The sequence below is a fragment of the Streptomyces griseofuscus genome (assembly GCF_014673495.1).
Classification (GTDB): domain Bacteria; phylum Actinomycetota; class Actinomycetes; order Streptomycetales; family Streptomycetaceae; genus Streptomyces; species Streptomyces murinus.
This window is the reverse complement of record NZ_CP051008.1, coordinates 1-25,184: the sequence shown is the minus strand read 5'-3', so window position 1 is coordinate 25,184 and position 25,184 is coordinate 1. Positions and strand designations below refer to the sequence as shown.

Below are 25,184 nucleotides of genomic sequence, written 5' to 3'. Positions count from 1 at the left end.
GTGGTGGACTCGCTCGGGGACAGCCTGGACCGCGCGCTGGAGGGGGCGTTCACCCGCCGTATCCCGCAGAGCGCCCAGGCGCAGATGAAGTACCTGGTCAAGCAGCTCAAGGGCACCAAGGCCGCCGCCCAGGCGCTCGGGATCTCCCAGCGCACCGTGGAGCGGTACGTCTCGGGCAAGCTGAAGCGGCCCCGCCAGGACCTGCGCGGCCGCCTGGAGCGCGAGGTGAAGAAGCGGTGGCAGCCGCAGATCCGCGCGAAGGCGAGGAAGAAGGCGGCGTCCACGGGCGGGCTGGTCGTCTCCACCCGCGCCCGCTTCGGGTTCGAGGCCGCCGGAGGCACGACCGACGATGCCCGGATCCGGGACATCACCCAGGCCCTGCCGCCCGAGTACGCCGACAAGCTGTTCAGCGCCCGGGAGGAGGGCAAGACCGAGGACCAGCTGCGGCAGATCGCGGCCGACGGTCTCGCGCAGATGTACTTCCGCGCCAACAACAGCAGGGCCCACGGCCTGGGCGTTGAGTTCACCGACGTGGAGCGGCTCGAAATCGAGCTCTGATCACCCGCGACGCACAAGGGGCCCCGACCGGCGCACGGTCGGTCCGAGCCGGACGACCTACTGCGGGTCGGGGCCGGCCTCGCCCGGCGCGGCCGCCGTGCGACGGGAGCGCCGGCGGACGACGTCGGGCAGCTGGCGGGAGGCGGCGGCCGGGATGAAGAACAACCCGGTCATGCCGAGCGCCGTCACGGTGGCGCTCAGCAGGCCCACCGAGACCGACGGGTCGTCAACCGAGACCACCCCGCAGAACACCGAGCTGACGGCCACGAACACCAGCGAGGCGGGGATCCACCGCTCCCGCAACGGCGAGCGGGCGCCGGTGGCGGCCACCACCGCGCCCCACCACACCCAGCCCGCCGCCACGCAGAACAGCACGGCCGCCGGCGGCAGCAGCACAGGCGGCGCCCACCGGGCAACGTCACCGCGGGGGAGCTGCTGCCCGGCCTCGTAGCCGACCTGGACCAACCACACCAGGTACACCGGCACCTCGACGGCGATCACCACCCACATCAAGACCCGCAGCGCCCGTAACGCGCCCCGCCGCTCGTCCATCCCCACGTCGGTCCCCCTCTTCGGTCATCAGGTCACGGGGAACGTACTGGTCGGCCGTCCTCGCCCACCAGGGCGCCATCACCCGAAGGGGTGGAGATCAGCCGCCCTCGATGTGGTCGAAGCCGCGCAGCAGGGGGTCCAGCTCCTGAGCTGCGCCGCACAGGGAGCACAGCCGGGTGCCGGGCTGCTCCGCGACGTTCAGCGCCCGCTCCAGGGGCAGCAGCGGCGCGCCCTGCGGGGCCTCCTCGCAGTCGACGGCGTGCAGCACGGCGCGGCCGGGCCCGCGGCCGCCGCCCGCCCTCTGCAGCACCCAGCCCGAAGGCCGGCGGGGCCCCAGCACCTCGCGGACCGACGACGGCGGCGGCAGCCGCTCGGTGGGCACGGCGTCGTAGGAGACGCCGTCGACCGGCCGAACGTGCTCGGGCGCGCGCACCCACACCCGGTACTCCGCGGCCTGGACGTCGCCGTCCTCGGTGTTGCGGTACGCGGGCAGGCCCACCTGGTACAGCCAGCCGCGCGGTGTCTCGCGCCGGGCCCACAGCCGCGCGGTGAGTTCCTGGCCGTCCGGCAGGACCACCACCACCGGCACGGGGGCGGCCGGGCCGTCCGAGGGCGTCGTCGTCATGCTGTCCACGGTAGGCAGACCCGGCCGCGCCCCGGCGGTCCGTCGGCGTCGGTCTCTGTCCACAGGGCTGCGGCGGTGAGCTACCCCCGTGACCGAAGAAGAGAAGGCAGAGAAGGCAGCACAGGCGGCCCAGACGCGCGCCAGGTTCATGGAGGGCCTCGCCCGCGTGGAGCGCACCCTGTTCACCCGGCCCGCGCCGAAATCCGCGCGAGCCCAGATGAAATTCCTTCGCAAGCGGGAGAAGGGCTCCACCAAGAGCCTGGCGGAGCGGCTGGGCGTCTCCCGCAAGACGGTGCAGCGCTACCTCTCGGGCGCCTCCACCAAGCCGAACAAGCGCCTCCAGGAGGCGTTGGTCCAGGAGACCGAGTCGGAGTGGCAACCGCAGGTCAAAGCACAGGCGAGGCAGCACGCGAGTACCTCGGGCGGGCTCGTCATCAGCTTCCGGGCCACCCTCGGATTCACCGCGAACGGGTCCTCGGACGACGACCGGGTGCGGGACCTCAGCATCGCCGTGTCGCCCTCCCACGCGGCCCTCATCCTCGCCGCGCAGGAGGAAGGTGCGACGGACTCAGCTCTGCATGATGCCGTCGCTGAGGCCATAGCGGACGCCTATTTCCGTCAAGGCGGTGGAGGACGAGCGAGCTTGAAGGTGAACTTCACGGACGTCCAGCGGCTGGACATAGCGTTTTAGCAGCGCGGAATTCGAGCGTGCTGTAGACCTGTGTGACCGGCCCGCCCAAGCGCTTTTCCGGGCAGGCCATCTTTTCCATATCTGAGTTGAAAGCGAGTCCTGATGAACACGTCCGACGGGTGGCGGCCCCGCCGTGTCCCAGAGGCCCGCGGCCGCGCCGGCACCCCGCGCGCGCCGGTCGACTACGCGAAGATCGGCCGGTCCTCGGTACGCCGCCGCGCGCGGGGCATGACGCACAGCGAGGCCGTGGCGGCGCTCGAAGCAGCGGAACAGCAGGCGCACCTGGACCGCCGCGACGAATCCGCCTTCGACGACGGCGGCCGCCGTGCTGCGGAGCTCGCGGAGTGGCAGCGCGTCGTGCAGCTGCTCGCCGCGACCGGCGGCCCGTACGACCCGGAAGCCGACGTCGTCGTCCAGGAGGAGCTCACCGAAGACCGCCGCCGCGAGGAAGCCGAGCAGCAGCGCCGCCAGGAGCAGCAGCAGCTCGCCGACCGGGCCGAAGAACTCGCCCGGCTGGGCGGGGCCGGCCAACTCGATCGCAGCGTCCCGAGCCGGGCCGGGGACGAAGCCGCCCGCGACCTCCTGGAGGAAAACCGCGACTACCGCGTTGCGGAGGTCGACGCCTGGCTCGCCCGCTCCCTCGCCGACCAGTCCGGCCACTACGCCGACCCCGCCGCCCGCACGGCCGCCGCTGGTTCGCTGCCCGTTCCGGTGCGCGCCCACGCTGCGCTGCTCGCCGCCCTCGCCCGCACCGGCGCCCCGGTCGGAGGCGGCCTCGAGTTCGCCGGGCGCCTCGCCCAGGCCGACCCGGCCGCCACGACCGCGCTCGCTGCGTGGCTGGAGACCGCGGCCGCGGTGAAGGGCGGCACGGCGTGAGCGCGGCGGACGAGGTGGTGGCCACCTGGAGCGAGCACAGCGAGATCGGCCACCACTACGAGGACCTGCTCGCCGACGGCTCGGTCATCGCCTGGACCGAGCCGCCCTTCGGCGAGACGCTCTACCCAGGCGACGACGACCCCGACTACAACCCGATCTGCTCGTGCTCGCGCGTCCCGCGCCAGTTCTGCATGGAGTGCGCCGGCTGCGCCGCCTGCGGGCAGTGCACCGGCCCGCACGTCTGGCCCCCGCTCCAGACCTGACAACCCGTTGTCACGCTCACCGAGGGTGACAATCGGTTGTCACGCCCCCCTGTCACGTCGGTTGTCACGTTGCCGGAAGGCCGCGTGACAGCCCCTGCCCGGAAGCCCATCAATTCGGGCATTCCGACGCGGAAACGGCCTGGAAACCCCTCTCCGGGCCGTTTCCGCGTGACAGGCGCGACAGCGTGACAACCCCTCCCGGGGTGATCACGCTCCGTGCGGGGCTGGGTCAGGGGATCTGCCGGACCGAGGCGTCGTGGTGGCTGGTGGAGACGGGCGTATCCACCGGGTGGAGCCAGCGCAGCGGCACGGTCAGGGTGCCGATCCGCGGCAGTTCGACGGGCTCGCCCTCGGCGTCCAGGAGCATCCCGGAGACCTGGTAGCCGCCCCTGGGCGGGAGGCCGGCCTCCTGCGCCTGGTCCTCGGTGAGGTCCACCGTGACCCGGGTGCTCGCCCTCATCACCAGGCCGTGCGCGGTCCGTGCGGCGGTGTCCACGTCGACCACGGACAGCGGGAAGTACGTACCGCGCAGCCAGCTCAGCGGCCACCAGGAGTCGCCCATCGTCTCCGGCCGGTACCGGCGATACGGCAGCGCGAACGGCACCTCGCAGCGGTAGGTCTCGCCCACCCGGACGTCCTTGGTGCGCATACCTCCAGGGTCCTCCCCGCCGGGCGCCGCCGCTCGGCGCCGGGTTTCGTCCGTACCGTCCCGGAGCGCCCCGCCCCGGCGCTACCGTGAACAGACACGCCAGCAACCCGCCCAGGAGCCCCGGATGAGCCAGCAGCCGGCCCCCGCGCCCGCCCGCCAGCCCCTCGATGAGCACGCCGCCGAATCGGTCCTCGCGTACGCGGCCGCGGAGCGCGCCAAGACGGACGTCCTCGCCTCGGTCCTGGAGGACATCGCGGCCAACGGCTACCCGGCCCCGGAGTCCGGCGTGCCGTGGGAAACCGCCCGCGACGCCCACCTCGCCCGCCTCGCCGATGAGCAGCCCCGTGTCGCCTGAGCACGGAGCGCGCCGCTCCCAGGTCGTCATGGTGGAGCCCGCGCTCACCCAGCTCGCCAAGCTCACCGCGCACGAGACCCACCGCCTGGACCGCGCGATCGTCGCCATCAGCGTCAACCCGGAGCTCGGCACCGAGGTGCCCGGCACCCTGCTGCGCGACTACGCCGACGAGGTCGACGGAGTCCGGGTGATCTACTACGTCACCGCCCTGCGGACCATCACGATCGTGGCGTACGTCGAAGCCTGAGCAGCACATGCAGCAGCGCCCCGGACCGCGAAGGTCCGGGGCGCTGCTGTGTCTGCTGCACGGCGGCCGGCGGGGTGCTGCACGGCGAGCCGGCGGCCGGGCGGCACACGGGTGCTGCTCGTGCAGCAGGGCCGGTGCAGCGGGGCAGCGGAGCCGTGCAGCGCCCGGCCCGTGGGCCTGCTGCACGGCGGTCAGTCGCCGTCGGTGGCCCACCGCTCCATCTCGCTCGGGTCCTTCTTCAGCAGGGTGTCGCGGCGGGACTGGGCGGTGGCCCGGGTGACGCTCATGGAGCTCGCCAGCTCGCCGTAGGAGCCGCCCCGGGCGGCGTGCTGCCGCACGGCGGCGTCCCGGATGCCCTCCAGCCGGTTCATCAGCCCGTCGGACATCAGCACGGTGGTCGCGAGGTCCTCGGTGCTCGCACTACCGGCGCGCAGCTGCGCCAGGCCGTGCAGGACGGCACCGAGCCGCATGGCCATCTGCCCGACGTCGTCGCCCAGCGCACGGGCGTCGGCGGCGGACAGAGGGATCGTGAGGTCAGGGACGGGGGCGGGGGCGGTGTTCTCGGGCTCGGTGGTCACCGGGTTCCTCCTGGTGGTGTTCGGCGGCGGGGCGGTGCTCAGCGGTCGACGACGTCCTTGTCGAGATCGCGGTGGTGGAGGTCGACGGCCAGGCCGCGCCCCTCGTACCGCGCGGCTAGATCGGCGACCCGGTACGCGGCGGCGGCCTCGGTGTCGCCGGACAGGGCGGCGGCGAGCGCGTCGGCCACCGTCGCGGAACGGTGCCGGCCGCCCGCGCAGCCGACCGCGACGGCCAGCGGCTCGTCCTGGCGCGGCCCGGCGAGGTAGGCGTCCACGGTCGCGGCGATGGCGTGCACCAGCGCCAGGACGCCGTCGGTGGCCATCACCGCCTCGCGCACGGGGGCGTCCCGGGCGGTGAGGTAGCGCAGCTCCGGACGCAGGTGGGGGTCGCGGAACTGGTGGCGCAGGTCGTAGCAGGCGCGGGCGTCCGGCTGCGGGCCGTGCAGGTAGCCGAACGAGGTGATGGCCACGGTGAGCATCGCGGGCGCTCCTGGGGGAGGTGAGGGGTGCGGGAGGGGGTCAGAGCCACTGGAAGGCGCGCCGGACGTCGCCCGCGGCCCCGGAGAGGTTGTCGGCGTGCAGCCGCACGTCGAAGTCGTACGGGTCGTCGGCCGCGTCCATGACGCGCTCGGAGGCAGCGTCGAAGACCCCGGCGAACGCCTCGTGGACACCGGCGGCCTTAAGGGCCTGGACGATGTCGTCGTGGTCGGCGCCGCCGCGCCGGACGGCGTCGGCGAGCAGGTTGAGCGCGGCGGCCGCGGCCGGGGCGAGCACGGCCAGGTCCTCGCCGACGGCGGTGGTGCGGGTCCGTTCGACCCCCGTCTCGATGTGGCTGATCCGGGCGAGGGACGTCGACTGCTGCTCCATGAGGACTCCGATCAGGGGCGCGGTGGGCGGGGGAAGGTGGCGGTGGAGTGCGTGCCGGAGAGCGATGACATTCGGGGCCGGCCTCCCGGCGAGCACGGCGGTGGAGCGGTCAGTCGTGCTGGGCGAGGTAGCGGGCGGCGGTGTCCACGAACTGGTCGTGGGCGACCATCGCGGCCTCCCGCGCGGCGGTGAGCTCCTCGGTGCTGCCGAAGTGGTCCCGGATCGCGTACGTCAGCGTGATCATGTGGTCGGCGGCGGTGCGCACGGCCGGGTCCGTGATCAGCACGCGCATCGCGACCAGCGGCCGGGTGACCTGGGAGCGGGTCTGGTGGCTCTCGCGGCGCAGCGACTGGATCAGCTCGGCCTCGGAGCCCTTGAGGACGGCGTCGCCGCGCATCCACATCGTGCGGCGGTGGTCGCTGGCGGCGCAGGCCAGCGCGGTAACGGCCTCCAGGCGGTCCCGCCGGATCGTCTCGCCGTGGCTCACGCGGACGGACCGTTCGGCGGCCCGCTCCTGGAAGCGACCGCTGATGAACGAGCCGAGCAGCGTGCCGACGACGGCGATGGCGGCGGTGACGAGGGCGAGTAACACGGTGGGTCCTCCCGAAGGTGTATGAACTTCAATACACTGTATGGAAGTTCATACACCCAGGGAAGGGGATCGCCCATGATTCTTTTCGCGGGCCTCCGACCTGCGCGGTTCCCGCCCGCGGGAACCGTGTGCACCGATCTGACACACCCCGCCCGCAACGCGAAGCGGCGCCGCATCCCTCGGGAGGATGCGGCGCCGCTGACTTCAGGGCTGCCCGGCTACGCGGTCCGGCGGGTGGGCACGGCCGTGAGGTGACGCTGCGGGGCGGGGACGCAGGGCTCGGCGAGTTCGCCGGCGCGGATCGCCTCGATCGCGTCGCGCAGCGCCTCTTCCATCTCCTCGACGGTCTCGTACCCGGCGAAGTACGGGTGGATGAAGTAGCTGCGGTAGCGGCCCTCGGGCCGCAGGACGATGTTCCGCTCGACCAGCTGGTTCATCGCGATGGACGTGCGGTTCTTGCTGAGGCCCACACGCGCCCGCAGCTCGGCCTGTGAGGCGTTCACCTCGCCGCCGGGGCGCTGGACCTCGGTCATCGCGCTCAGGAGGTCGTAGTTGGCCTTGGAGAGCTCCAGGCGGTGCAGCTGCGCGTACCCGAGGTGAGCTTGGATCAGCATGCCTGCTCCTCCACATCGTTGTCGCCGAACGCCAGCTGCCGCGTCCGCGGGCCGGCGGTCGGTGGACCGCGGTGAGCCCGTGACGTCGCCGCTGGCGGACAGCTTCGCCAAGGCCCTGGACCGTACGCCGCCGAAGGCCGGTCGGCCGGTGCGGTCGGCGAAGGTCGACTACACGTACCGGGCCCCGCACGACGCGTGGGGCTCCCGCGGCTTCAGCATGGTCAGCAACGCCTTCCTCGCCGACGTCCTGGCTGTGCTGATCGCCAGGTACGGGATGTCGCCGGTCCAGTCGGCGGTCCTGCTGTTCTGCATGGGCCGCCAGGTCGAGGGCCGCCTGAAGATCACCCACGTCAAGGTCGCCAAGCACCTCGGAGTCGAGCGTGCGAACGTCACCCGGGCGCTGGGCAGCCTGGAGAACTGGCACATGCTCCAGCGCCGGGCCAACTCGGTGATCGTGGTCAACCCGCTGATCTGCTTCAAGGGCAACGGCGACCTCCAGGAAGAGGCCCTGGAGCAGCTGCGCCAGGACGCCAGGGCCGCGCTGCGGAAGCACTTCCCGGAGATGCGGGAAGATGTGATGGCGCTGGAGAAGGCGGCGAGCGAGCGCTTCCCGGAGTTCACGGCCCCGGCCGCGCCGGCCCCGCGGACGCGGCAGCTGGCGTTCGGCGACAACGATGTGGAGGAGCAGGCATGCTGATCCAAGCTCACCTCGGGTACGCGCAGCTGCACCGCCTGGAGCTCTCCAAGGCCAACTACGACCTCCTGAGCGCGATGACCGAGGTCCAGCGCCCCGGCGGCGAGGTGAACGCCTCACAGGCCGAGCTGCGGGCGCGTGTGGGCCTCAGCAAGAACCGCACGTCCATCGCGATGAACCAGCTGGTCGAGCGGAACATCGTCCTGCGGCCCGAGGGCCGCTACCGCAGCTACTTCATCCACCCGTACTTCGCCGGGTACGAGACCGTCGAGGAGATGGAAGAGGCGCTGCGCGACGCGATCGAGGCGATCCGCGCCGGCGAACTCGCCGAGCCCTGCGTCCCCGCCCCGCAGCGTCACCTCACGGCCGTGCCCACCCGCCGGACCGCGTAGCCGGGCAGCCCTGAAGTCAGCGGCGCCGCATCCTCCCGAGGGATGCGGCGCCGCTTCGCGTTGCGGGCGGGGTGTGTCAGATCGGTGCACACGGTTCCCGCGGGCGGGAACCGCGCAGGTCGGAGGCCCGCGAAAAGAATCATGGGCGATCCCCTTCCCTGGGTGTATGAACTTCCATACAGTGTATTGAAGTTCATACACCTTCGGGAGGACCCACCGTGTTACTCGCCCTCGTCACCGCCGCCATCGCCGTCGTCGGCACGCTGCTCGGCTCGTTCATCAGCGGTCGCTTCCAGGAGCGGGCCGCCGAACGGTCCGTCCGCGTGAGCCACGGCGAGACGATCCGGCGGGACCGCCTGGAGGCCGTTACCGCGCTGGCCTGCGCCGCCAGCGACCACCGCCGCACGATGTGGATGCGCGGCGACGCCGTCCTCAAGGGCTCCGAGGCCGAGCTGATCCAGTCGCTGCGCCGCGAGAGCCACCAGACCCGCTCCCAGGTCACCCGGCCGCTGGTCGCGATGCGCGTGCTGATCACGGACCCGGCCGTGCGCACCGCCGCCGACCACATGATCACGCTGACGTACGCGATCCGGGACCACTTCGGCAGCACCGAGGAGCTCACCGCCGCGCGGGAGGCCGCGATGGTCGCCCACGACCAGTTCGTGGACACCGCCGCCCGCTACCTCGCCCAGCACGACTGACCGCTCCACCGCCGTGCTCGCCGGGAGGCCGGCCCCGAATGTCATCGCTCTCCGGCACGCACTCCACCGCCACCTTCCCCCGCCCACCGCGCCCCTGATCGGAGTCCTCATGGAGCAGCAGTCGACGTCCCTCGCCCGGATCAGCCACATCGAGACGGGGGTCGAACGGACCCGCACCACCGCCGTCGGCGAGGACCTGGCCGTGCTCGCCCCGGCCGCGGCCGCCGCGCTCAACCTGCTCGCCGACGCCGTCCGGCGCGGCGGCGCCGACCACGACGACATCGTCCAGGCCCTTAAGGCCGCCGGTGTCCACGAGGCGTTCGCCGGGGTCTTCGACGCTGCCTCCGAGCGCGTCATGGACGCGGCCGACGACCCGTACGACTTCGACGTGCGGCTGCACGCCGACAACCTCTCCGGGGCCGCGGGCGACGTCCGGCGCGCCTTCCAGTGGCTCTGACCCCCTCCCGCACCCCTCACCTCCCCCAGGAGCGCCCGCGATGCTCACCGTGGCCATCACCTCGTTCGGCTACCTGCACGGCCCGCAGCCGGACGCCCGCGCCTGCTACGACCTGCGCCACCAGTTCCGCGACCCCCACCTGCGTCCGGAGCTGCGCTACCTCACCGCCCGGGACGCCCCCGTGCGCGAGGCGGTGATGGCCACCGACGGCGTCCTGGCGCTGGTGCACGCCATCGCCGCGACCGTGGACGCCTACCTCGCCGGGCCGCGCCAGGACGAGCCGCTGGCCGTCGCGGTCGGCTGCGCGGGCGGCCGGCACCGTTCCGCGACGGTGGCCGACGCGCTCGCCGCCGCCCTGTCCGGCGACACCGAGGCCGCCGCCGCGTACCGGGTCGCCGATCTAGCCGCGCGGTACGAGGGGCGCGGCCTGGCCGTCGACCTCCACCACCGCGATCTCGACAAGGACGTCGTCGACCGCTGAGCACCGCCCCGCCGCCGAACACCACCAGGAGGAACCCGGTGACCACCGAGCCCGAGAACACCGCCCCCGCCCCCGTCCCTGACCTCACGATCCCTCTGTCCGCCGCCGACGCCCCGTGCGCTGGGCGACGACGTCGGGCAGATGGCCATGCGGCTCGGTGCCGTCCTGCACGGCCTGGCGCAGCTGCGCGCCGGTAGTGCGAGCACCGAGGACCTCGCGACCACCGTGCTGATGTCCGACGGGCTGATGAACCGGCTGGAGGGCATCCGGGACGCCGCCGTGCGGCAGCACGCCGCCCGGGGCGGCTCCTACGGCGAGCTGGCGAGCTCCATGAGCGTCACCCGGGCCACCGCCCAGTCCCGCCGCGACACCCTGCTGAAGAAGGACCCGAGCGAGATGGAGCGGTGGGCCACCGACGGCGACTGACCGCCGTGCAGCAGGCCCACGGGCCGGGCGCTGCACGGCTCCGCTGCCCCGCTGCACCGGCCCTGCTGCACGAGCAGCACCCGTGTGCCGCCCGGCCGCCGGCTCGCCGTGCAGCACCCCGCCGGCCGCCGTGCAGCAGACACAGCAGCGCCCCGGACCTTCGCGGTCCGGGGCGCTGCTGCATGTGCTGCTCAGGCTTCGACGTACGCCACGATCGTGATGGTCCGCAGGGCGGTGACGTAGTAGATCACCCGGACTCCGTCGACCTCGTCGGCGTAGTCGCGCAGCAGGGTGCCGGGCACCTCGGTGCCGAGCTCCGGGTTGACGCTGATGGCGACGATCGCGCGGTCCAGGCGGTGGGTCTCGTGCGCGGTGAGCTTGGCGAGCTGGGTGAGCGCGGGCTCCACCATGACGACCTGGGAGCGGCGCGCTCCGTGCTCAGGCGACACGGGGCTGCTCATCGGCGAGGCGGGCGAGGTGGGCGTCGCGGGCGGTTTCCCACGGCACGCCGGACTCCGGGGCCGGGTAGCCGTTGGCCGCGATGTCCTCCAGGACCGAGGCGAGGACGTCCGTCTTGGCGCGCTCCGCGGCCGCGTACGCGAGGACCGATTCGGCGGCGTGCTCATCGAGGGGCTGGCGGGCGGGCGCGGGGGCCGGCTGCTGGCTCATCCGGGGCTCCTGGGCGGGTTGCTGGCGTGTCTGTTCACGGTAGCGCCGGGGCGGGGCGCTCCGGGACGGTACGGACGAAACCCGGCGCCGAGCGGCGGCGCCCGGCGGGGAGGACCCTGGAGGTATGCGCACCAAGGACGTCCGGGTGGGCGAGACCTACCGCTGCGAGGTGCCGTTCGCGCTGCCGTATCGCCGGTACCGGCCGGAGACGATGGGCGACTCCTGGTGGCCGCTGAGCTGGCTGCGCGGTACGTACTTCCCGCTGTCCGTGGTCGACGTGGACACCGCCGCACGGACCGCGCACGGCCTGGTGATGAGGGCGAGCACCCGGGTCACGGTGGACCTCACCGAGGACCAGGCGCAGGAGGCCGGCCTCCCGCCCAGGGGCGGCTACCAGGTCTCCGGGATGCTCCTGGACGCCGAGGGCGAGCCCGTCGAACTGCCGCGGATCGGCACCCTGACCGTGCCGCTGCGCTGGCTCCACCCGGTGGATACGCCCGTCTCCACCAGCCACCACGACGCCTCGGTCCGGCAGATCCCCTGACCCAGCCCCGCACGGAGCGTGATCACCCCGGGAGGGGTTGTCACGCTGTCGCGCCTGTCACGCGGAAACGGCCCGGAGAGGGGTTTCCAGGCCGTTTCCGCGTCGGAATGCCCGAATTGATGGGCTTCCGGGCAGGGGCTGTCACGCGGCCTTCCGGCAACGTGACAACCGACGTGACAGGGGGGCGTGACAACCGATTGTCACCCTCGGTGAGCGTGACAACGGGTTGTCAGGTCTGGAGCGGGGGCCAGACGTGCGGGCCGGTGCACTGCCCGCAGGCGGCGCAGCCGGCGCACTCCATGCAGAACTGGCGCGGGACGCGCGAGCACGAGCAGATCGGGTTGTAGTCGGGGTCGTCGTCGCCTGGGTAGAGCGTCTCGCCGAAGGGCGGCTCGGTCCAGGCGATGACCGAGCCGTCGGCGAGCAGGTCCTCGTAGTGGTGGCCGATCTCGCTGTGCTCGCTCCAGGTGGCCACCACCTCGTCCGCCGCGCTCACGCCGTGCCGCCCTTCACCGCGGCCGCGGTCTCCAGCCACGCAGCGAGCGCGGTCGTGGCGGCCGGGTCGGCCTGGGCGAGGCGCCCGGCGAACTCGAGGCCGCCTCCGACCGGGGCGCCGGTGCGGGCGAGGGCGGCGAGCAGCGCAGCGTGGGCGCGCACCGGAACGGGCAGCGAACCAGCGGCGGCCGTGCGGGCGGCGGGGTCGGCGTAGTGGCCGGACTGGTCGGCGAGGGAGCGGGCGAGCCAGGCGTCGACCTCCGCAACGCGGTAGTCGCGGTTTTCCTCCAGGAGGTCGCGGGCGGCTTCGTCCCCGGCCCGGCTCGGGACGCTGCGATCGAGTTGGCCGGCCCCGCCCAGCCGGGCGAGTTCTTCGGCCCGGTCGGCGAGCTGCTGCTGCTCCTGGCGGCGCTGCTGCTCGGCTTCCTCGCGGCGGCGGTCTTCGGTGAGCTCCTCCTGGACGACGACGTCGGCTTCCGGGTCGTACGGGCCGCCGGTCGCGGCGAGCAGCTGCACGACGCGCTGCCACTCCGCGAGCTCCGCAGCACGGCGGCCGCCGTCGTCGAAGGCGGATTCGTCGCGGCGGTCCAGGTGCGCCTGCTGTTCCGCTGCTTCGAGCGCCGCCACGGCCTCGCTGTGCGTCATGCCCCGCGCGCGGCGGCGTACCGAGGACCGGCCGATCTTCGCGTAGTCGACCGGCGCGCGCGGGGTGCCGGCGCGGCCGCGGGCCTCTGGGACACGGCGGGGCCGCCACCCGTCGGACGTGTTCATCAGGACTCGCTTTCAACTCAGATATGGAAAAGATGGCCTGCCCGGAAAAGCGCTTGGGCGGGCCGGTCACACAGGTCTACAGCACGCTCGAATTCCGCGCTGCTAAAACGCTATGTCCAGCCGCTGGACGTCCGTGAAGTTCACCTTCAAGCTCGCTCGTCCTCCACCGCCTTGACGGAAATAGGCGTCCGCTATGGCCTCAGCGACGGCATCATGCAGAGCTGAGTCCGTCGCACCTTCCTCCTGCGCGGCGAGGATGAGGGCCGCGTGGGAGGGCGACACGGCGATGCTGAGGTCCCGCACCCGGTCGTCGTCCGAGGACCCGTTCGCGGTGAATCCGAGGGTGGCCCGGAAGCTGATGACGAGCCCGCCCGAGGTACTCGCGTGCTGCCTCGCCTGTGCTTTGACCTGCGGTTGCCACTCCGACTCGGTCTCCTGGACCAACGCCTCCTGGAGGCGCTTGTTCGCTTGGTGGAGGCGCCCGAGAGGTAGCGCTGCACCGTCTTGCGGGAGACGCCCAGCCGCTCCGCCAGGCTCTTGGTGGAGCCCTTCTCCCGCTTGCGAAGGAATTCATCTGGGCTCGCGCGGATTTCGGCGCGGGCCGTGAACAGGGTGCGCTCCACGCGGCGAGGCCCTCCATGAACCTGGCGCGCGTCTGGGCCGCCTGTGCTGCCTTCTCTGCCTTCTCTTCTTCGGTCACGGGGTAGCTCACCGCCGCAGCCCTGTGGACAAGAGACCGACGCCGACGGACCGCCGGGCGCGCGCGGGTCTGCCTACCGTCCCGACAGCATGACGACGACGCCGCTGCGGACGCCCGGCCGCGTGGTGTGCGTCTGCGCGGACGCCAGGAACTCGAGGCGGGGCGCGCGCGGCTGTGGGGCCGGCGCCGAGACACGGCGCGGTGGCATTACCAGGTGGCCTGCTCCGCGTACCGCAACATCCGAGGACGGCGACGTCAGGCGCGAAGTACCGTGTGTGGTGCGCGCGCCGAGCACAAAGCCGGATCGTCGGCCGGTCGACGGCGTGCAGTTGCCTACGAACGCGCGTGGCGCAGCGGCACGGGGAGCGGCTGCGCGCCGCCGTCTAACGCTCCGCGAGGTGCTGGGCCCGCCTGGCCTTCGGGTCTGTGTGCTGCAGAGGCGGGCGCGCCGCGGCGCGGTTTCGCGCAGTGCGGAGTGGCGCACGCCGTCGACTGACGAGGAGCGCGCCGCAGGGCGCGCGCTGCTGACGGAGCGGGCGACTGCTGAACGTCGCGGAGCAGCCGCACCGGCTGTGCTCCTGTGCGGCGCAGCTCAGGAGCTGGACCCTAACCCTCGCGGCGCGGGCTCGAGCGCGAGCGATCGAGGCGGCGATCTCCACCCGTTCGGAGTGGCGCTCTGTGGGCGAAGAGCGAGCGCTGACCAGTGACGTTCCGGCCCTGTGACCTGATGACCGAAGAGGGGACCACGCGAGTGGGATGACGAGCGCGGGCGCGTAGGGCCTGCTGCGGTGCGTTGAGGTGGGTGGTATCGCCGTCGAGGACTGCGGTGATGTTACACTTGTTGGTTTTGTTTCCTTCCCAGGTCCGGCTACGAGGCGCGAGCAATGCTCCCGCGGTGACGTCTGAGCCTCGGTGGCGCCGCCTGTGCTGCTGCGCCAGGCGGCCGTGCTGTTCTGCGTGCGCGGCTGAGTGTCACGCGTGGGCGCGGTGTGGCCGCCACCGGCGCCCGCTCAGCCGTTGCCGGGGAGCGGTGATCCCCGGCTCGCTGTGTTCGGTTGCCGTCAGGTCGCTTTCTGCGGCCCACTCCGATGATGAGGTCTCGGTTGACGACTCCGTCGGTGGTCTCGTTGGGCCTGCTAGGCGCCACCGTGACGGCGCTCGGCATGGACCGGGTATGTTCTTCATCCCGGCCGCGCCTCCCGCCAGCTGCCCGACGTCGTCCCGCGCGCGCGTCGCGCGTGCGGCTCGCGCCTGGGCGAGGCCGGCCCGACCCGCAGTAGTCGTCCGGCTCGCGACGTGCGCGGTCGGGCCCCTTTGTGGGCGTCGCGGTGAGTCAGGAGCTCGATTTCGAGCCGCTACCACAGTGGGCGTGAACTCAACTGACCCAGCCGCTGGGCCCTGCGTTGTTCGCGCGGACCTATCTCAGATCAACATGCTCGCGAGGACCGTCGGGCCGCGATCTGCCGCAGGCTGGTCACGTTCTTGCCCTCCTCCCGGAGACTGAACAAGACACTAGTCGGCGCCGTTACTCGGCGGCAGCCTGTGATGTCGCACGCCCATCCGGGCATCGTCGTACGTGCTCCGGCGGCTCGAACCCGAAAGCGGCAGCGCGTGCGGTGCACGATCCGACGCAGCCCAGTTTCTTTCGTGCGACGACGCTTCTTCCTCGCCATTACGCGCGGATCTGCGGCCCAGCCCACCGCTTCTTCACCTCGCGCATCCAGCGCAGCCGCGCAGTCCTGGCGGGCCGCTCATGGTCTATGCGCTGAGACGTACCGCTCGCACGGCCCTGCAGACTAGGACGATCCCGAGCGCCTGGGCGGCGGCTTGGTGCCTTGAGCTGCTTGACCAGACATTCATCTGCGCTGGCGCTCTGCGATACGCGGCGTGACGCCCCCTCCAGCGCGCGTCCAAGGCAGTCGCACGAGCGAGCAGTCCACACTGCTCTACTCCCCTCTCCGGCGCGTCTGTCGGTCTTGATGAGGTGGAGAGCTTGGAGACGCCGCCGCGCTACCTCCAGACTGCTGCTCCGCGCCACAGGACGTCTCGGTGCCCTGGTGCTTGGACCATCCGGCGAGACCCGAGCCGAAGCGCCGTACCGGCTTGCCCGCGTGTCGCAGGACGTCCAGCGTGGACGCCGGGCGAGGGGTAGACGATGCGATCGGTTTGCCGATCGGCGACCGGGTAGAGCGCGCGCGCCGCCGTCTTCATCAGCTCTGCGGTGCAGCCCACCGCTGCTTTCGCGAGTCACGGCGGCCCGGTATGTCGGCGCCAGTTCACCCGCTCCACGCGCCGGGTACGGCTCGTAGATACGGCACTGGCCCCGGAGCTGCTGCCTCAACTTCCGATCGCGCCCTCCGCCGTCGCCATTGATCCGCGGTCTGCCAGGAGCGCCAGCAGCGCGGTCGACCTGCTGCGCCGCGCTATCGACCTCGAGAACTCCTCGGCCCTGGAGGTCGGTGGTGACGCCCATGTCAGGCCATCGTGGCGACGTACGCGTCGCGCGAGCGCATTGTACCAGGAGTCAGTAGCGCGTTTCTGCGTTGCGACGTACCCTCGATCGGACGCAACGTCGAAGAAACCGAGCTCCACCGCTATACTGCACGGTGGGCGTGGCGTATCCAGCCGGCCCTCGGGTGGGTGTCGCCCTTCGGCTGTGAACGGGCTCGGCAGCCGGAGCCGTCGACCGTGCAGGTGTTGACCCGGCGCGACAGCGTCGACTGGGAGAGCGTCGACAGCCACGAGCCGGCAGCGACGGGTCGAAACGCCAGGGTTGTTTTTAGTGCGTCGGCCCATCAGCCCGACTGACGAGCCGTCGCTGCTGCGGCGAACGACATGTTGAGGTCGACACGACAGTACGGGTGGGCCACTCCTCATCGGTCAGCGGCCGCACAGTCGATAGGGCTCCTCATCACGAGCCATCTCTGCCGCGGCGCGCATGTGGTGCCGGCGCGACTGGCCCTGAGTGATCGGGTGTTCGTCGGGACTCGCACTGGCACCACGTAGAGCTGTGTGAGCGCGTCCATCGTTGTACGGCCGCGCGAACTCGCGTCGCCGAGGTTCTTTCTCCGCGCGTGCGGCGCAGCTGCTGGTCATCAGCTCCAGGCGGTCGTCGCAGGTGGAGCCGCGCGCTCATCACTCGGGCCGCGTACAGCCCGAAGTACTGGACCAGTCGGGTCGGGTGCATCGTCAGCAGGAAGCTCCGGTCGTCCTTCCGTCCCCACTCGCGGGCACGTCCAGGGCGTTGCCATGACAGAATGCACGACTGACGCAGCGCCGCGGGAGCCTTCGGTCGCGGATAGAGCGGCCCATGGGGCCGAAGCCCGCTTGAGGGTCATCTGCAGCCCGCGCGCTCGATCTGCGTGACCACACCTATGTGGGCCGACCGGGATGCGCCGCGTGCGCGCTCGCCTCCGACAGGCGGTGCAGGCCGAACCGCTCCAGCGCTACAGCCGCAGTGAGATCGACGCGATCGGTGCGCGTCGCGCCGTTGCGATGCAGCGCGCGCTGACGAGGCGCCCTCGGTCAGCGTCCAGTCGACCAGGCGGACGGATCGTCTTGGCTGGGGCACGTCCAGTGACGCAGCCGCACACGTGCGACGTAGTACGCGGACACCTGCCCGTCCTCGCAGTCGACGACGCGCAGCGTCCGTTCTCGAGCGCGGTCGACGTCGGCTCCGTCGCGGCGCCCGTTGGTCTTCTTCGCCACCGCCTTCTTCTCGCACCCGGCGCGCCGCGACGACGCGAGCGGGCTTCACGCGGCGCCGACGTACGCAGCAGCCGGCGAGCCGGCCGCCGCGCTTCGACCCGCGGCGGACGCCGTGGCGTCGTGAACGCCTCCGGACCACGGAGTCGGAGCAGGGCGGCGCGTCGGCCGACTGGCGGGTAACGCGCGTGGCCCTCATTACCACGGCGAGCGGCGCGTTCGCTTCGGCGGCCGCGCTCGCTCTTGCAGCTCCAGTTCCCCACGGCTCCGCGGGCGCCAAGCGCCGTGGCATTCTGGCGCCTGATCAGCCCGCCGCCTCCCCAGACCTCTTCCGCATGTCCGGCAGTCGTCCTGCGCGACTGCTCCTAGCAACGCACGACCGCTGAACAGCTCTCGTCAACGTTCTCATGACACAAGTCACCTCCAATAGACGAGCATACCCGATCGCGCATTATTCGCGCACTCAATCCGGCATGAATCGCGCAACCGGCAGGATTGCAACACGCGGCGGTAAAAGCGGGCGCAACCTGTTCTCGCATGTCATGTTGAAACGCGGCGCTTGCAGCCGCTGTGTGCAGTCGCGCGTTGCCAGTCCGGCCCATTGCCGTGTTCTCCAGGGCATGCCAGCGCCATCCGGCGGTCCGGTCCTTACTCGCGCACGGGGCCCGCGCAGCCGCCGCGCGGGACACCTAGCCTGCGGCGCCGCTCGGACGTGGCGCGAACGGCGCGGCCGGCCTCCCGTCCTCACCGCGACGTCCGTCTCGCGGCGATACGCGCTCGGGACATGCCCCGCAATCGTCGCGTCTGCCTCTCCACCCGCTGCCCGATGCTCGGGTCACCCGGCCCGGCCGACCTGCGCGGCGCAGCGATGCCGCGGCGATCCTTCGCACCGCCGTCGTCCCGCGTCCGGCCGAAAACCGGGGCGGCCCCGGGCCGAGCGGTCTGCCGACTACGCCGGCCGGGCGGAAGCCAGCGCCGGGCCAGGATCCCAGGGCTGCCGCATCGACGGCGGCCGCCGCCTTGTTTGGCCTGCGCCGCGGAGACGCGGTCTCTCCAAGCGGGGCCTTTCGCGCCCCAAGCCATCGACCCGGGGCACACTGGTGAGCCAGCCGGATTTGCAGTTCCCTGGTCTCGCGACTGCGGCGGCTGGAACGGTGTCGCCCGTGCCAGCTCACGAGGGACACAGCTATTGCGCGCCACCGCCTCCCGGCACGAAGCTCCATGCACCCGCCGCCAACTCCACGCCCGACAGCTCGACGGTTGCCAGCAGCATCCAGCCATCCCTCCCATTCCTCTCGTCAGCTGCGCACCCATTCACGACTCTGATGGCTCGGCCAGCGCCCTCATGTGCCTCTTGCTTCGCCTCTTCGCCGCCCGTCCGTTCTTCCGGGCCGCCTCCATCGCCGGCCCGCGCGCGGACCCGCCCAGTCGAACCCCTGACGTTCCGCCGCCGCTCACGCCCTGCCCCCCCATGGAGAACCGAGTCCAGTTCCCGTAGCGCCGGGCGCTACTCTGTGGTGAAACACGCTCCGCGCGCGTGGACGTTGCCGTGTCCGGGTGAAGCAGGTCTTGGCCCTATGATCGCCTACCTGTGTCGTATCCCTTGTGGTCCTGTCACAACTCTTGTGTGACCTGACTCGTCGGCGCGCGCATATAGCTATTGCGAGCGACCCTGCTGCGGGTACAGCGTCACTCCCATGAGGAGCGAAGACCCTGGTCTCGCTTGACGAAGGTGCTGCGAACTCAAGCCACTCCGGAGTCGGCACGCTTTCGGCCGCGATGCACGTCGCGGCAATCACCGGAGCCCAACCGTCGCACCTGATCCGCGCCTTCGTAACGTCGCGACGCAGTATCGAGCGAGCCCGCCTGCGCGCGGCCGTCGAACTGCGAGCCGACGCGCACTTATGCAGCTGGGCCACCGGGCAGGGCCGCCGCTGCGATCTGCCTATCTCAGTTTGCGCCGCATGGTCTGAGCCCCTATGACGGCGCATCCCCCGTGATACGTCGCATGGCTCCTGCATCGCCTGCCGCGCTTCGTCCTCGGAGCGGTCGGGCGATCCGGTCTTCGTCCACCGGCTGTTCGGGGCGGCACACCGCGGGTCATCTGGCACCGCAGTCGCTGTCGCGGCATGCAGAGTCGCTGCGAGCAGCCTGACCGGCGATCCCGCCTCACCTCGCCCACCAGCACTCTGATGCAGCATTCTCGCAACTCCGTGTCTCCCGCAGGCTGCTGCACTCTGTGGATGGCAATAGCACCTTCCGATCCAGCATCCTATGACTCCACCGGTCGCGCGGCACCGCCGAAGCCAAGTCTGTCCACGCGCCGCACCTAGACGGTCGCAGCAGAGCAGGTCAATGCTACCACGCCTTACCCGACGAACGCCTCCACCTCCACCCTTGACTCGTCCGCAGCCCGCCTCCCACACCAGAGCTGCGCCGCACGGTGCGCATCTGAGAATCGCCCGACTGGCCAGGCTTTGTCTCGCCTATCCGACCGAGCGCTCCCAGAATCCGGAGCCAGAACTGGCCCCCGCAGTCCTGCGGCGGCAGAGGACCCTACTGCCTGCCGCGTGTCTGCCCGTCGCCGAGCTCTGAGCCCCACCGTCCACGCACCGCAGCACAAACACCGGGGCTATCAGTGCGCCCACCCGGCCAGGCCCGACGGCCAACTTCTCGGAGCTATTCACGGGCTTTCTATCGCTTTCTCCTGCGGCTACGGGCCGCCGTATGCGTTGCGTCGCCACGCGCACACGCGCTGTCCTGCTACGCCGAGTCTCCCACCACGCCTTCGACGGCGAAAGAACACCAGAGATAGCCTAGAAGAACCTCTCGCAGAATTAACACAAGAACGTGAGAGCCTGGAGTGCAGAGTGTCCTCAGCATGCTCGACCGCACCGCCGTGGCCTCTCACGGCCCCTCCCCACGCGTCCGCTTACACTCCGAGTGAACCGCAGAGGGACAGCCAGCTATCCACTCTCGAACGCTCAAGGATCAACACGCAAACCTAAAACCCGAACTCCTCGCACGTTCTATGACGCACAACTACCGAGCGTGCCCACCGCGGCACGAGCGCACAGGCCGCGTCGCGCAGCACGCCCGATCCCGGAGCCCTTGGGTGCGAGCCAGGCCAGAGCGAAGTTCACCCGGTCTCCGACTGCGTCGACGGTCAGCCCGCCCGTATCTCGCGCCCGGCCACGAACCAGCACGTCCAGGCTGCGCTACCGAGAGAGCTCGGGTCGTGAGAGCCAGCTTCCCTCGACGCCGCCCAGCGCTTCACCCACACGGCACTCCAGCCCTCGCCGCTCCTGCAGCGCCTGACAGGATCCCTCATCTCTTCGATCCACGCTCTCTCCAGCACGGCTCACCACCCCATCGATACGCCACCACGCGCCGCCTGACGTCGCTGGCGCGAGAGACGAAAGCAACACCACCCCACGAGCGCGACAGCCCAGCCCCGGTCGTTCGCTCCCCCGCCCTCTCATCCGTATCCCTCAGTCGCGAGCATCGGTCCGGCACCGCATCGGCACGGGCACGCCCACCCGCTCGTGCATCATCGGCGCCACACAGCATGCGCCTCCATCGCAGCTTCAGGAGCTACGATCTATCGAGCCTCCGAAGCCACCCGAGGTTGCCCCCGACACGGCACGCTCACAGCCCGCTGCGACGCAACGACAGTATCACGAACCACCAGCCACATCCAAACCCGTCATGCCATGCTCCCACACCGGCAACGCGTTCGTCAAGCCGTTCGAGCCGAAGCGCGCACTCCCTATGCACCCGCGAGCTCCACTGCGAGCCACATGCTGGCGACCACTGCATGGGCACCGTTCTTGCAGCCCGAGCCACCGCCCAGCTCACTGATGCGTCGCACTGGACTTATCTTTACACCACCTTGCCTTCGGATCAGCAAGAACGAGCCCGACATGCTCGCCCACGAGGTTCTAAGCCCCGCACGCACCGGTCTGACGGACCCGTGGTCCTGTACGGTGCTCTAGCAGCCGCGTATAGCCCCCGTATTGAGTCACCGCGTTCCCACGTCTTACATCAGCGTCTTAGCTATCCGACCGCTCGAGAGCGACAACTCGGCTCGCCCGCCACCACCTCTATTAACGCGTTCTCCCAGCCTCGCGGCACGAAACTCACAGGTCTCCGCAACGCACGATCCGCCGACGCCTCTACCCGACCCCCACCCAGCCCCCCGCCAAGAAGGCACCACGACAGCTATAGCCGCTCTCTGTGATCATACTGCGGTCTCGCCATCAACGACGATGTACACCAAACAAACGGACACCCCCCTGAGCACCGAAAGGCGCCGTCCAAGTACTACTCCTTACCACGAAGACACCGATCATTCACCGCGAGGCCCGTTTGACAGCAAGGCCTCACTGTACGGCGCACTGTGTCCCGCCTCCTCACCCACGCGGCAACATCTCGATCTGCGTCCCACCACAAACGTGACTAACTGCTCGCGCATCACCAGCTTCACACGTCGCCGAGTCCCGTCGACTGATAGCCGTGCTGACTACTCGACCGCGAGAGCGCTGTGCTCATAACGTCGCGTTAGCCAGAAAGCACCATCGCTTACCGATCGCAGATACCGCTGACCACACGAAAGCTGCAACCTGCCTCTGTCCAGCTACCGTAAATCCAACTTCCCGATACACTATCGAGCAAAGCAGCGACACAAGCAGACGCTAGCAGCCCGATCCCTCCTACACGCTAGACGACCGCCGCAGCCAACGGACCATCTCTCGGAACGAATCATACACGGCAAGACAGCTTATCCCAGCAGACCAGCACTTACTGGGCACTCAGATGAGAAACTGATCACTACTCTCCATTTTGTGATCCAATATCGCACACGTATTCTCCGTCTTGACCGCGCATGAGTGTTCTGGCTCCTGGATGAATGTTCACGTACGCGTTCTTAAGATCGCAGGGCCTGGCCTGAGAGTCACGGTCGTTGATCTTTGTGCCGCTGGATGATTTCTCTTTTCTTACTCGGGCACACCGCCGGAACCCCTCACGTCGCGAAGCGTTCGCCAGCGCACATTACGTGTCGTTATGCAGCGGAGTGCGCTCCACGCGGCGTGTTGCTAGAGCTCAAGCACGCTGACATTGACCTCCGATTTCAAGACTGGTACACCGGTCTTGCGACACGCGTTAGCGCGACGCTCTAAGTACAAGTCTGTGTTCGTGGCTGTGCCACTAGTGTCGAGTATCGCGCGACTTTAGCAAGTTTAACCTGCTCGGGAAGGCCGCAATCTCAGACCACGGCTCAAAGCGGAACTGATGTCAAGACCGAAGCTGACGGTGCTCGCTCAGTTCTCATAGGCGAGCACAGTGCAGACAGCTAAGTCAAGCGTTATTGATCGCAGCCAAGCTCGCGATGCGCCATGTGTCGTCTGAGCGTCTCCGAACCCTCGCTTAGAATCCACTGAAGTGGCTGCCTTCGGGCTGCCTCCATCCGCTGGTTCGCGGTGCGTCGGGAACGTCGGCCGAGGTCGCTCTGAGGGCCGAGAGCATGCGTCACTTCCACCGTCGGTGCGTACCGGATGCTGGTTCTGACCCAACTCCCAGCAGCTGTAGCGCGGAACGCTCTGTTCTATCGCCCACTGTGCCGTCCGCATCCGTTCTGCACTTCGACGCCGAGCGCGTCCACAATGCCGCCTGAACGCGCAGAGACAGCAGCGCCTCGGGCAGGCCGCTCCATGGTTGTCAGACAAACCGGTCCAAACCCTGCCATGTCCGCGACGTTCCGACGTAACATACCCCAGCGCCCTTTTCGGCCTATGACTCGGGAAATGCAACTCCGAAGATATCTTCGAACACATCCTTCGGGCAACGCCTCGACCACAGATCCGACGCCGCAGTCCACCGACGCTACGTACGCGAACGCCCACGGTCTACGAAACAGCGCGCTCGGCGCAATCATGGACGACGCCGGATCGGCCTCGAGGATCGCCTCGCCAGGGCTACGAGGCGCTCGCTGGGAGCAGGGCTCAGCTAGCGTAGATTCGTGCGCACCCGCGAGCGCGCGTCCTGGGGGATGGCAGCGATCTTCTCCGCTGTGCTCCGGGGCCGGTTCGCGCCTAGCGAAGTAGCGGACTCCAGCTCCCTTGCCTGCGCTAGCGGCGACGATGCACCCGCCCGACGAAGCCCTGCTCCGCAGAGGACACAGCCAGCGAGCGTCGAATCGCACCCTTGAGTCCCAGCGCAGTCCTGGGCTCGCTGCCTCGGGGCTGTTGACAGTCACGCACGGTGTGTTCGCTCCCTTCGGGCTTCCACGACGAAAAACGAACGTACGTCGCAGACGCGGAGACACGATCCAGCCAACGCTCTAATCCGCCGTACTATTCTCCCGGGGGTAGTCAGGACTCGCTCCAGGAACACGCGCGTGCCTCCGAGCCCTGACCCCACCAATGACAGCATGGGCGAATTGTCGAGCCATTGCGTCGGCAGGTCCCCACGCCATGAAGGCTGTGCGTGTGATCGTGCCGCCCACCAGTCCAATTCCTACACGCTGTGTCCCAGAAACCCTGACCTCATCGCTCCAGAGCGCGAGTGACATCACCTACGTCCCCGAGCTGGACTCCGGCCACCTACGACTCACCGCCAACCGGCATCGTACGCCGCACCTTCTCCACGCTGGCAGGCGCTCTACACAATGAATGAACCGAGAGTTATTCTGACAGCTGCCAGAAGAGGGTCGCGACAGTGCGCGCCGTCGATCGCATGGTTGTCGACACCGTACCACTGAACGCTTGTGCAGAGCCTGGCGTCTGCCCTCCGGCGACGCGCGCTATCACCTCCGACTTCCGCTCCTTGGACCAGAGCCTTGTCACTTTCCGAAATATCCGAGTCGCCGCGTACGGGCGCCTCGCGGCCATCAGGATGGGCGTCGGACGTAACCGCGCGGGATCTGAGTCCCGCACGGCGGGCGAGATCTGAGTAGGGGGTCGAACTCGGCGGCCCGTCGGGGTTGGACACCGCCAGCCATCGAGCGCGCGCTCCCGAAAGTAGCCGTTCATTTCGGACGACATAACGCTGCCCTTGCAGCGAAGAGGGCCGATTGACGAACGGCGCGACACGGTCATAAGTGATTCGCAATCGGCAGCTCATTGATCCTTTTCCTCAGGTACTCGGGGCCAAGGAACACGGGCGTCGACTAAGATTCTCACGGAATGTGCAACCTCCGCGCCCGGCGTGCCACGGAACCCAGCGTCACGTGCAGAGCTGCATCACGACCCAAGCTTCGCGCACTGTACTCCGGGCCGAGGTCTCGGCGCTGTTCCCCGACGCACCCCCTAAGGCCGGGGGGTTCTTGTAGATCCTTGGTTGTGGACGAGGAGCGACACCGGCAAGGTCTCCCTCCGGCTGACCGGCGCACCAGCTGTTGGCGACTGCGGCGCGGCCAGGTGTGGAGAACACACCGAGCCGCGACCGATGGTAGCCCGGCAGGCGTCGTTGACTTTTGTAGTGCCAAGACCGTCCGACACGTCCTGGCCGGCTTCACCCGGCCATTGGCCACAGCACAACACTCAACTTCGCGCGCGCTCGTGCCACAGTTTCGAGCACGTACGTCTTTCGTGATCGGCGGCACACTGCTCCTTCAGCCACGTTCCCCATTCGACCATCCGGGACGCCGACACGATTCCTCGTCATGGAGAACCGGCTCCATC

27 protein-coding genes are annotated in these 25,184 nt (G+C 69.9%); 13 read left to right on the top strand and 14 right to left on the bottom strand.

The genetic code is table 11. From position 1 onward, the window contains the following. Positions 1–558, top strand: coding sequence for a telomere-protecting terminal protein Tpg (tpg, locus tag HEP81_RS40160; protein WP_106980123.1), 558 nt, complete (start codon positions 1–3; stop codon positions 556–558). A 57-nt stretch (positions 559–615) separates the two neighbouring features. On the opposite strand, the gene HEP81_RS40155 is transcribed toward tpg (HEP81_RS40160), so the two are convergent. Next, positions 616–1,116: a hypothetical protein gene (locus HEP81_RS40155; protein ID WP_157854695.1), complete on the bottom strand. Its 501-nt coding sequence runs from the start codon at positions 1,114–1,116 to the stop codon at positions 616–618. A 91-nt stretch (positions 1,117–1,207) separates the two neighbouring features. Then, complete coding sequence (locus tag HEP81_RS40150) at positions 1,208–1,735, bottom strand: DUF6233 domain-containing protein (RefSeq protein WP_190276129.1); 528 nt, start codon at positions 1,733–1,735, stop codon at positions 1,208–1,210. 88 nt (positions 1,736–1,823) lie between these two features. Here HEP81_RS40150 and tpg (HEP81_RS40145) point away from each other — a divergent pair, with 88 nt between their 5' ends. From tpg (HEP81_RS40145) to HEP81_RS40135, 3 genes are all read left to right on the top strand, one after another. After that, on the top strand, positions 1,824–2,426 hold the full coding sequence (gene tpg / locus HEP81_RS40145; RefSeq protein WP_338058783.1) for a telomere-protecting terminal protein Tpg: 603 nt from the start codon (positions 1,824–1,826) through the stop codon (positions 2,424–2,426). A gap of 102 nt (positions 2,427–2,528) precedes the next feature. Further along, entirely contained in the window at positions 2,529–3,302 is a 774-nt protein-coding gene (locus HEP81_RS40140; RefSeq protein ID WP_106980124.1) for a hypothetical protein, read from the top strand. Then, complete coding sequence (locus HEP81_RS40135) at positions 3,299–3,565, top strand: hypothetical protein (protein WP_037664299.1); 267 nt, start codon at positions 3,299–3,301, stop codon at positions 3,563–3,565. The genes HEP81_RS40140 and HEP81_RS40135 overlap by 4 nt, the downstream gene beginning before the upstream one ends. A gap of 229 nt (positions 3,566–3,794) precedes the next feature. Here the strand turns inward: HEP81_RS40135 and HEP81_RS40130 are convergent, their stop codons facing one another. Beyond that, the gene (locus HEP81_RS40130) at positions 3,795–4,214 is read right to left on the bottom strand and encodes a hypothetical protein (RefSeq protein WP_037664300.1); all 420 of its coding nucleotides are present in this window, start codon (positions 4,212–4,214) and stop codon (positions 3,795–3,797) included. Positions 4,215–4,338: 124 nt separating this feature from the next. Between HEP81_RS40130 and HEP81_RS40125 the strand changes: the two genes are divergently transcribed. Next, entirely contained in the window at positions 4,339–4,569 is a 231-nt protein-coding gene (locus HEP81_RS40125) for a hypothetical protein (RefSeq protein ID WP_037664301.1), read from the top strand. Beyond that, positions 4,559–4,816: a hypothetical protein gene (locus HEP81_RS40120; protein WP_037664303.1), complete on the top strand. Its 258-nt coding sequence runs from the start codon at positions 4,559–4,561 to the stop codon at positions 4,814–4,816. Before HEP81_RS40125 ends, HEP81_RS40120 begins: the two co-directional genes overlap by 11 nt. A 191-nt stretch (positions 4,817–5,007) precedes the next feature. Here HEP81_RS40120 and HEP81_RS40115 read toward each other — a convergent pair whose 3' ends face one another. The 5 genes from HEP81_RS40115 to HEP81_RS40095 form a co-directional block, all read right to left on the bottom strand. Next, on the bottom strand, positions 5,008–5,394 hold the full coding sequence (locus tag HEP81_RS40115) for a hypothetical protein (protein WP_051850765.1): 387 nt from the start codon (positions 5,392–5,394) through the stop codon (positions 5,008–5,010). Between the two features lie 38 nt (positions 5,395–5,432). Beyond that, the gene (locus tag HEP81_RS40110) at positions 5,433–5,873 is read right to left on the bottom strand and encodes a RapZ C-terminal domain-containing protein (protein WP_037664304.1); all 441 of its coding nucleotides are present in this window, start codon (positions 5,871–5,873) and stop codon (positions 5,433–5,435) included. A 40-nt stretch (positions 5,874–5,913) separates the two neighbouring features. Next, positions 5,914–6,261 carry a hypothetical protein gene (locus HEP81_RS40105; RefSeq protein WP_037664305.1) on the bottom strand — a complete coding sequence of 116 codons (348 nt, stop codon included), beginning with the start codon at positions 6,259–6,261 and terminating at the stop codon, positions 5,914–5,916. A 109-nt stretch (positions 6,262–6,370) separates the two neighbouring features. Further along, the gene (locus HEP81_RS40100; protein WP_037664307.1) at positions 6,371–6,853 is read right to left on the bottom strand and encodes a hypothetical protein; all 483 of its coding nucleotides are present in this window, start codon (positions 6,851–6,853) and stop codon (positions 6,371–6,373) included. Between the two features lie 218 nt (positions 6,854–7,071). Continuing rightward, entirely contained in the window at positions 7,072–7,467 is a 396-nt protein-coding gene (locus HEP81_RS40095; protein WP_037664309.1) for a hypothetical protein, read from the bottom strand. Positions 7,468–7,546: 79 nt separating this feature from the next. Here HEP81_RS40095 and HEP81_RS40090 point away from each other — a divergent pair, with 79 nt between their 5' ends. From HEP81_RS40090 to HEP81_RS40065, 6 genes are all read left to right on the top strand, one after another. Continuing rightward, a complete protein-coding gene (locus tag HEP81_RS40090) occupies positions 7,547–8,164 on the top strand; it encodes a replication/maintenance protein RepL (protein WP_157854696.1) in 618 nt (205 codons plus the stop codon). Continuing rightward, positions 8,158–8,553, top strand: coding sequence for a hypothetical protein (locus tag HEP81_RS40085; protein ID WP_037664309.1), 396 nt, complete (start codon positions 8,158–8,160; stop codon positions 8,551–8,553). Before HEP81_RS40090 ends, HEP81_RS40085 begins: the two co-directional genes overlap by 7 nt. Positions 8,554–8,771: 218 nt before the next feature. Then, the gene (locus HEP81_RS40080) at positions 8,772–9,254 is read left to right on the top strand and encodes a hypothetical protein (protein WP_037664307.1); all 483 of its coding nucleotides are present in this window, start codon (positions 8,772–8,774) and stop codon (positions 9,252–9,254) included. Between the two features lie 109 nt (positions 9,255–9,363). Next, entirely contained in the window at positions 9,364–9,711 is a 348-nt protein-coding gene (locus tag HEP81_RS40075; RefSeq protein WP_037664305.1) for a hypothetical protein, read from the top strand. A 40-nt stretch (positions 9,712–9,751) separates the two neighbouring features. Beyond that, entirely contained in the window at positions 9,752–10,192 is a 441-nt protein-coding gene (locus HEP81_RS40070; RefSeq protein ID WP_037664304.1) for a RapZ C-terminal domain-containing protein, read from the top strand. A 141-nt stretch (positions 10,193–10,333) separates the two neighbouring features. Next, positions 10,334–10,618: a hypothetical protein gene (locus tag HEP81_RS40065; RefSeq protein ID WP_190276128.1), complete on the top strand. Its 285-nt coding sequence runs from the start codon at positions 10,334–10,336 to the stop codon at positions 10,616–10,618. Positions 10,619–10,809: 191 nt separating this feature from the next. Here HEP81_RS40065 and HEP81_RS40060 read toward each other — a convergent pair whose 3' ends face one another. Continuing rightward, the gene (locus HEP81_RS40060) at positions 10,810–11,067 is read right to left on the bottom strand and encodes a hypothetical protein (protein WP_037664303.1); all 258 of its coding nucleotides are present in this window, start codon (positions 11,065–11,067) and stop codon (positions 10,810–10,812) included. Beyond that, a complete protein-coding gene (locus HEP81_RS40055) occupies positions 11,057–11,287 on the bottom strand; it encodes a hypothetical protein (RefSeq protein WP_037664301.1) in 231 nt (76 codons plus the stop codon). The genes HEP81_RS40060 and HEP81_RS40055 overlap by 11 nt, the downstream gene beginning before the upstream one ends. A gap of 124 nt (positions 11,288–11,411) precedes the next feature. Here HEP81_RS40055 and HEP81_RS40050 point away from each other — a divergent pair, with 124 nt between their 5' ends. Continuing rightward, positions 11,412–11,831, top strand: coding sequence for a hypothetical protein (locus HEP81_RS40050; protein WP_037664300.1), 420 nt, complete (start codon positions 11,412–11,414; stop codon positions 11,829–11,831). Between the two features lie 229 nt (positions 11,832–12,060). On the opposite strand, the gene HEP81_RS40045 is transcribed toward HEP81_RS40050, so the two are convergent. The 4 genes from HEP81_RS40045 to HEP81_RS40970 form a co-directional block, all read right to left on the bottom strand. Continuing rightward, positions 12,061–12,327, bottom strand: a complete 267-nt coding sequence (locus HEP81_RS40045) for a hypothetical protein (protein ID WP_037664299.1) — start codon at positions 12,325–12,327, stop codon at positions 12,061–12,063. After that, on the bottom strand, positions 12,324–13,097 hold the full coding sequence (locus HEP81_RS40040; RefSeq protein WP_106980124.1) for a hypothetical protein: 774 nt from the start codon (positions 13,095–13,097) through the stop codon (positions 12,324–12,326). The genes HEP81_RS40045 and HEP81_RS40040 overlap by 4 nt, the downstream gene beginning before the upstream one ends. Before the next feature lie 102 nt (positions 13,098–13,199). Beyond that, positions 13,200–13,541 (bottom strand): telomere-protecting terminal protein Tpg, encoded by a 342-nt coding sequence (gene tpg, locus HEP81_RS42030; RefSeq protein WP_243279863.1) that lies wholly within the window; start codon positions 13,539–13,541, stop codon positions 13,200–13,202. Between the two features lie 3,781 nt (positions 13,542–17,322). Beyond that, complete coding sequence (locus tag HEP81_RS40970; RefSeq protein WP_207748350.1) at positions 17,323–17,505, bottom strand: hypothetical protein; 183 nt, start codon at positions 17,503–17,505, stop codon at positions 17,323–17,325. Positions 17,506–25,184 lie beyond the last annotated feature (7,679 nt).

Excerpts from the sequence above, each read along its gene's own strand:
- HEP81_RS40125 (WP_037664301.1), top strand. The coding sequence starts at position 4,339 with ATGAGCCAGCAGCCGGCCCCCGCGCCCGCCCGCCAGCCCCTCGATGAG.
- HEP81_RS40105 (WP_037664305.1), bottom strand. The coding sequence starts at position 6,261 with ATGGAGCAGCAGTCGACGTCCCTCGCCCGGATCAGCCACATCGAGACG.
- HEP81_RS40070 (WP_037664304.1), top strand. The coding sequence starts at position 9,752 with ATGCTCACCGTGGCCATCACCTCGTTCGGCTACCTGCACGGCCCGCAG.
- HEP81_RS40040 (WP_106980124.1), bottom strand. The coding sequence starts at position 13,097 with ATGAACACGTCCGACGGGTGGCGGCCCCGCCGTGTCCCAGAGGCCCGC.
- HEP81_RS40055 (WP_037664301.1), bottom strand. The coding sequence starts at position 11,287 with ATGAGCCAGCAGCCGGCCCCCGCGCCCGCCCGCCAGCCCCTCGATGAG.
- HEP81_RS40130 (WP_037664300.1), bottom strand. The coding sequence starts at position 4,214 with ATGCGCACCAAGGACGTCCGGGTGGGCGAGACCTACCGCTGCGAGGTG.
- HEP81_RS40140 (WP_106980124.1), top strand. The coding sequence starts at position 2,529 with ATGAACACGTCCGACGGGTGGCGGCCCCGCCGTGTCCCAGAGGCCCGC.
- HEP81_RS40150 (WP_190276129.1), bottom strand. The coding sequence starts at position 1,735 with ATGACGACGACGCCCTCGGACGGCCCGGCCGCCCCCGTGCCGGTGGTG.
- HEP81_RS40095 (WP_037664309.1), bottom strand. The coding sequence starts at position 7,467 with ATGCTGATCCAAGCTCACCTCGGGTACGCGCAGCTGCACCGCCTGGAG.
- HEP81_RS40110 (WP_037664304.1), bottom strand. The coding sequence starts at position 5,873 with ATGCTCACCGTGGCCATCACCTCGTTCGGCTACCTGCACGGCCCGCAG.
- HEP81_RS40050 (WP_037664300.1), top strand. The coding sequence starts at position 11,412 with ATGCGCACCAAGGACGTCCGGGTGGGCGAGACCTACCGCTGCGAGGTG.
- HEP81_RS40065 (WP_190276128.1), top strand. The coding sequence starts at position 10,334 with ATGGCCATGCGGCTCGGTGCCGTCCTGCACGGCCTGGCGCAGCTGCGC.
- HEP81_RS40075 (WP_037664305.1), top strand. The coding sequence starts at position 9,364 with ATGGAGCAGCAGTCGACGTCCCTCGCCCGGATCAGCCACATCGAGACG.
- HEP81_RS40085 (WP_037664309.1), top strand. The coding sequence starts at position 8,158 with ATGCTGATCCAAGCTCACCTCGGGTACGCGCAGCTGCACCGCCTGGAG.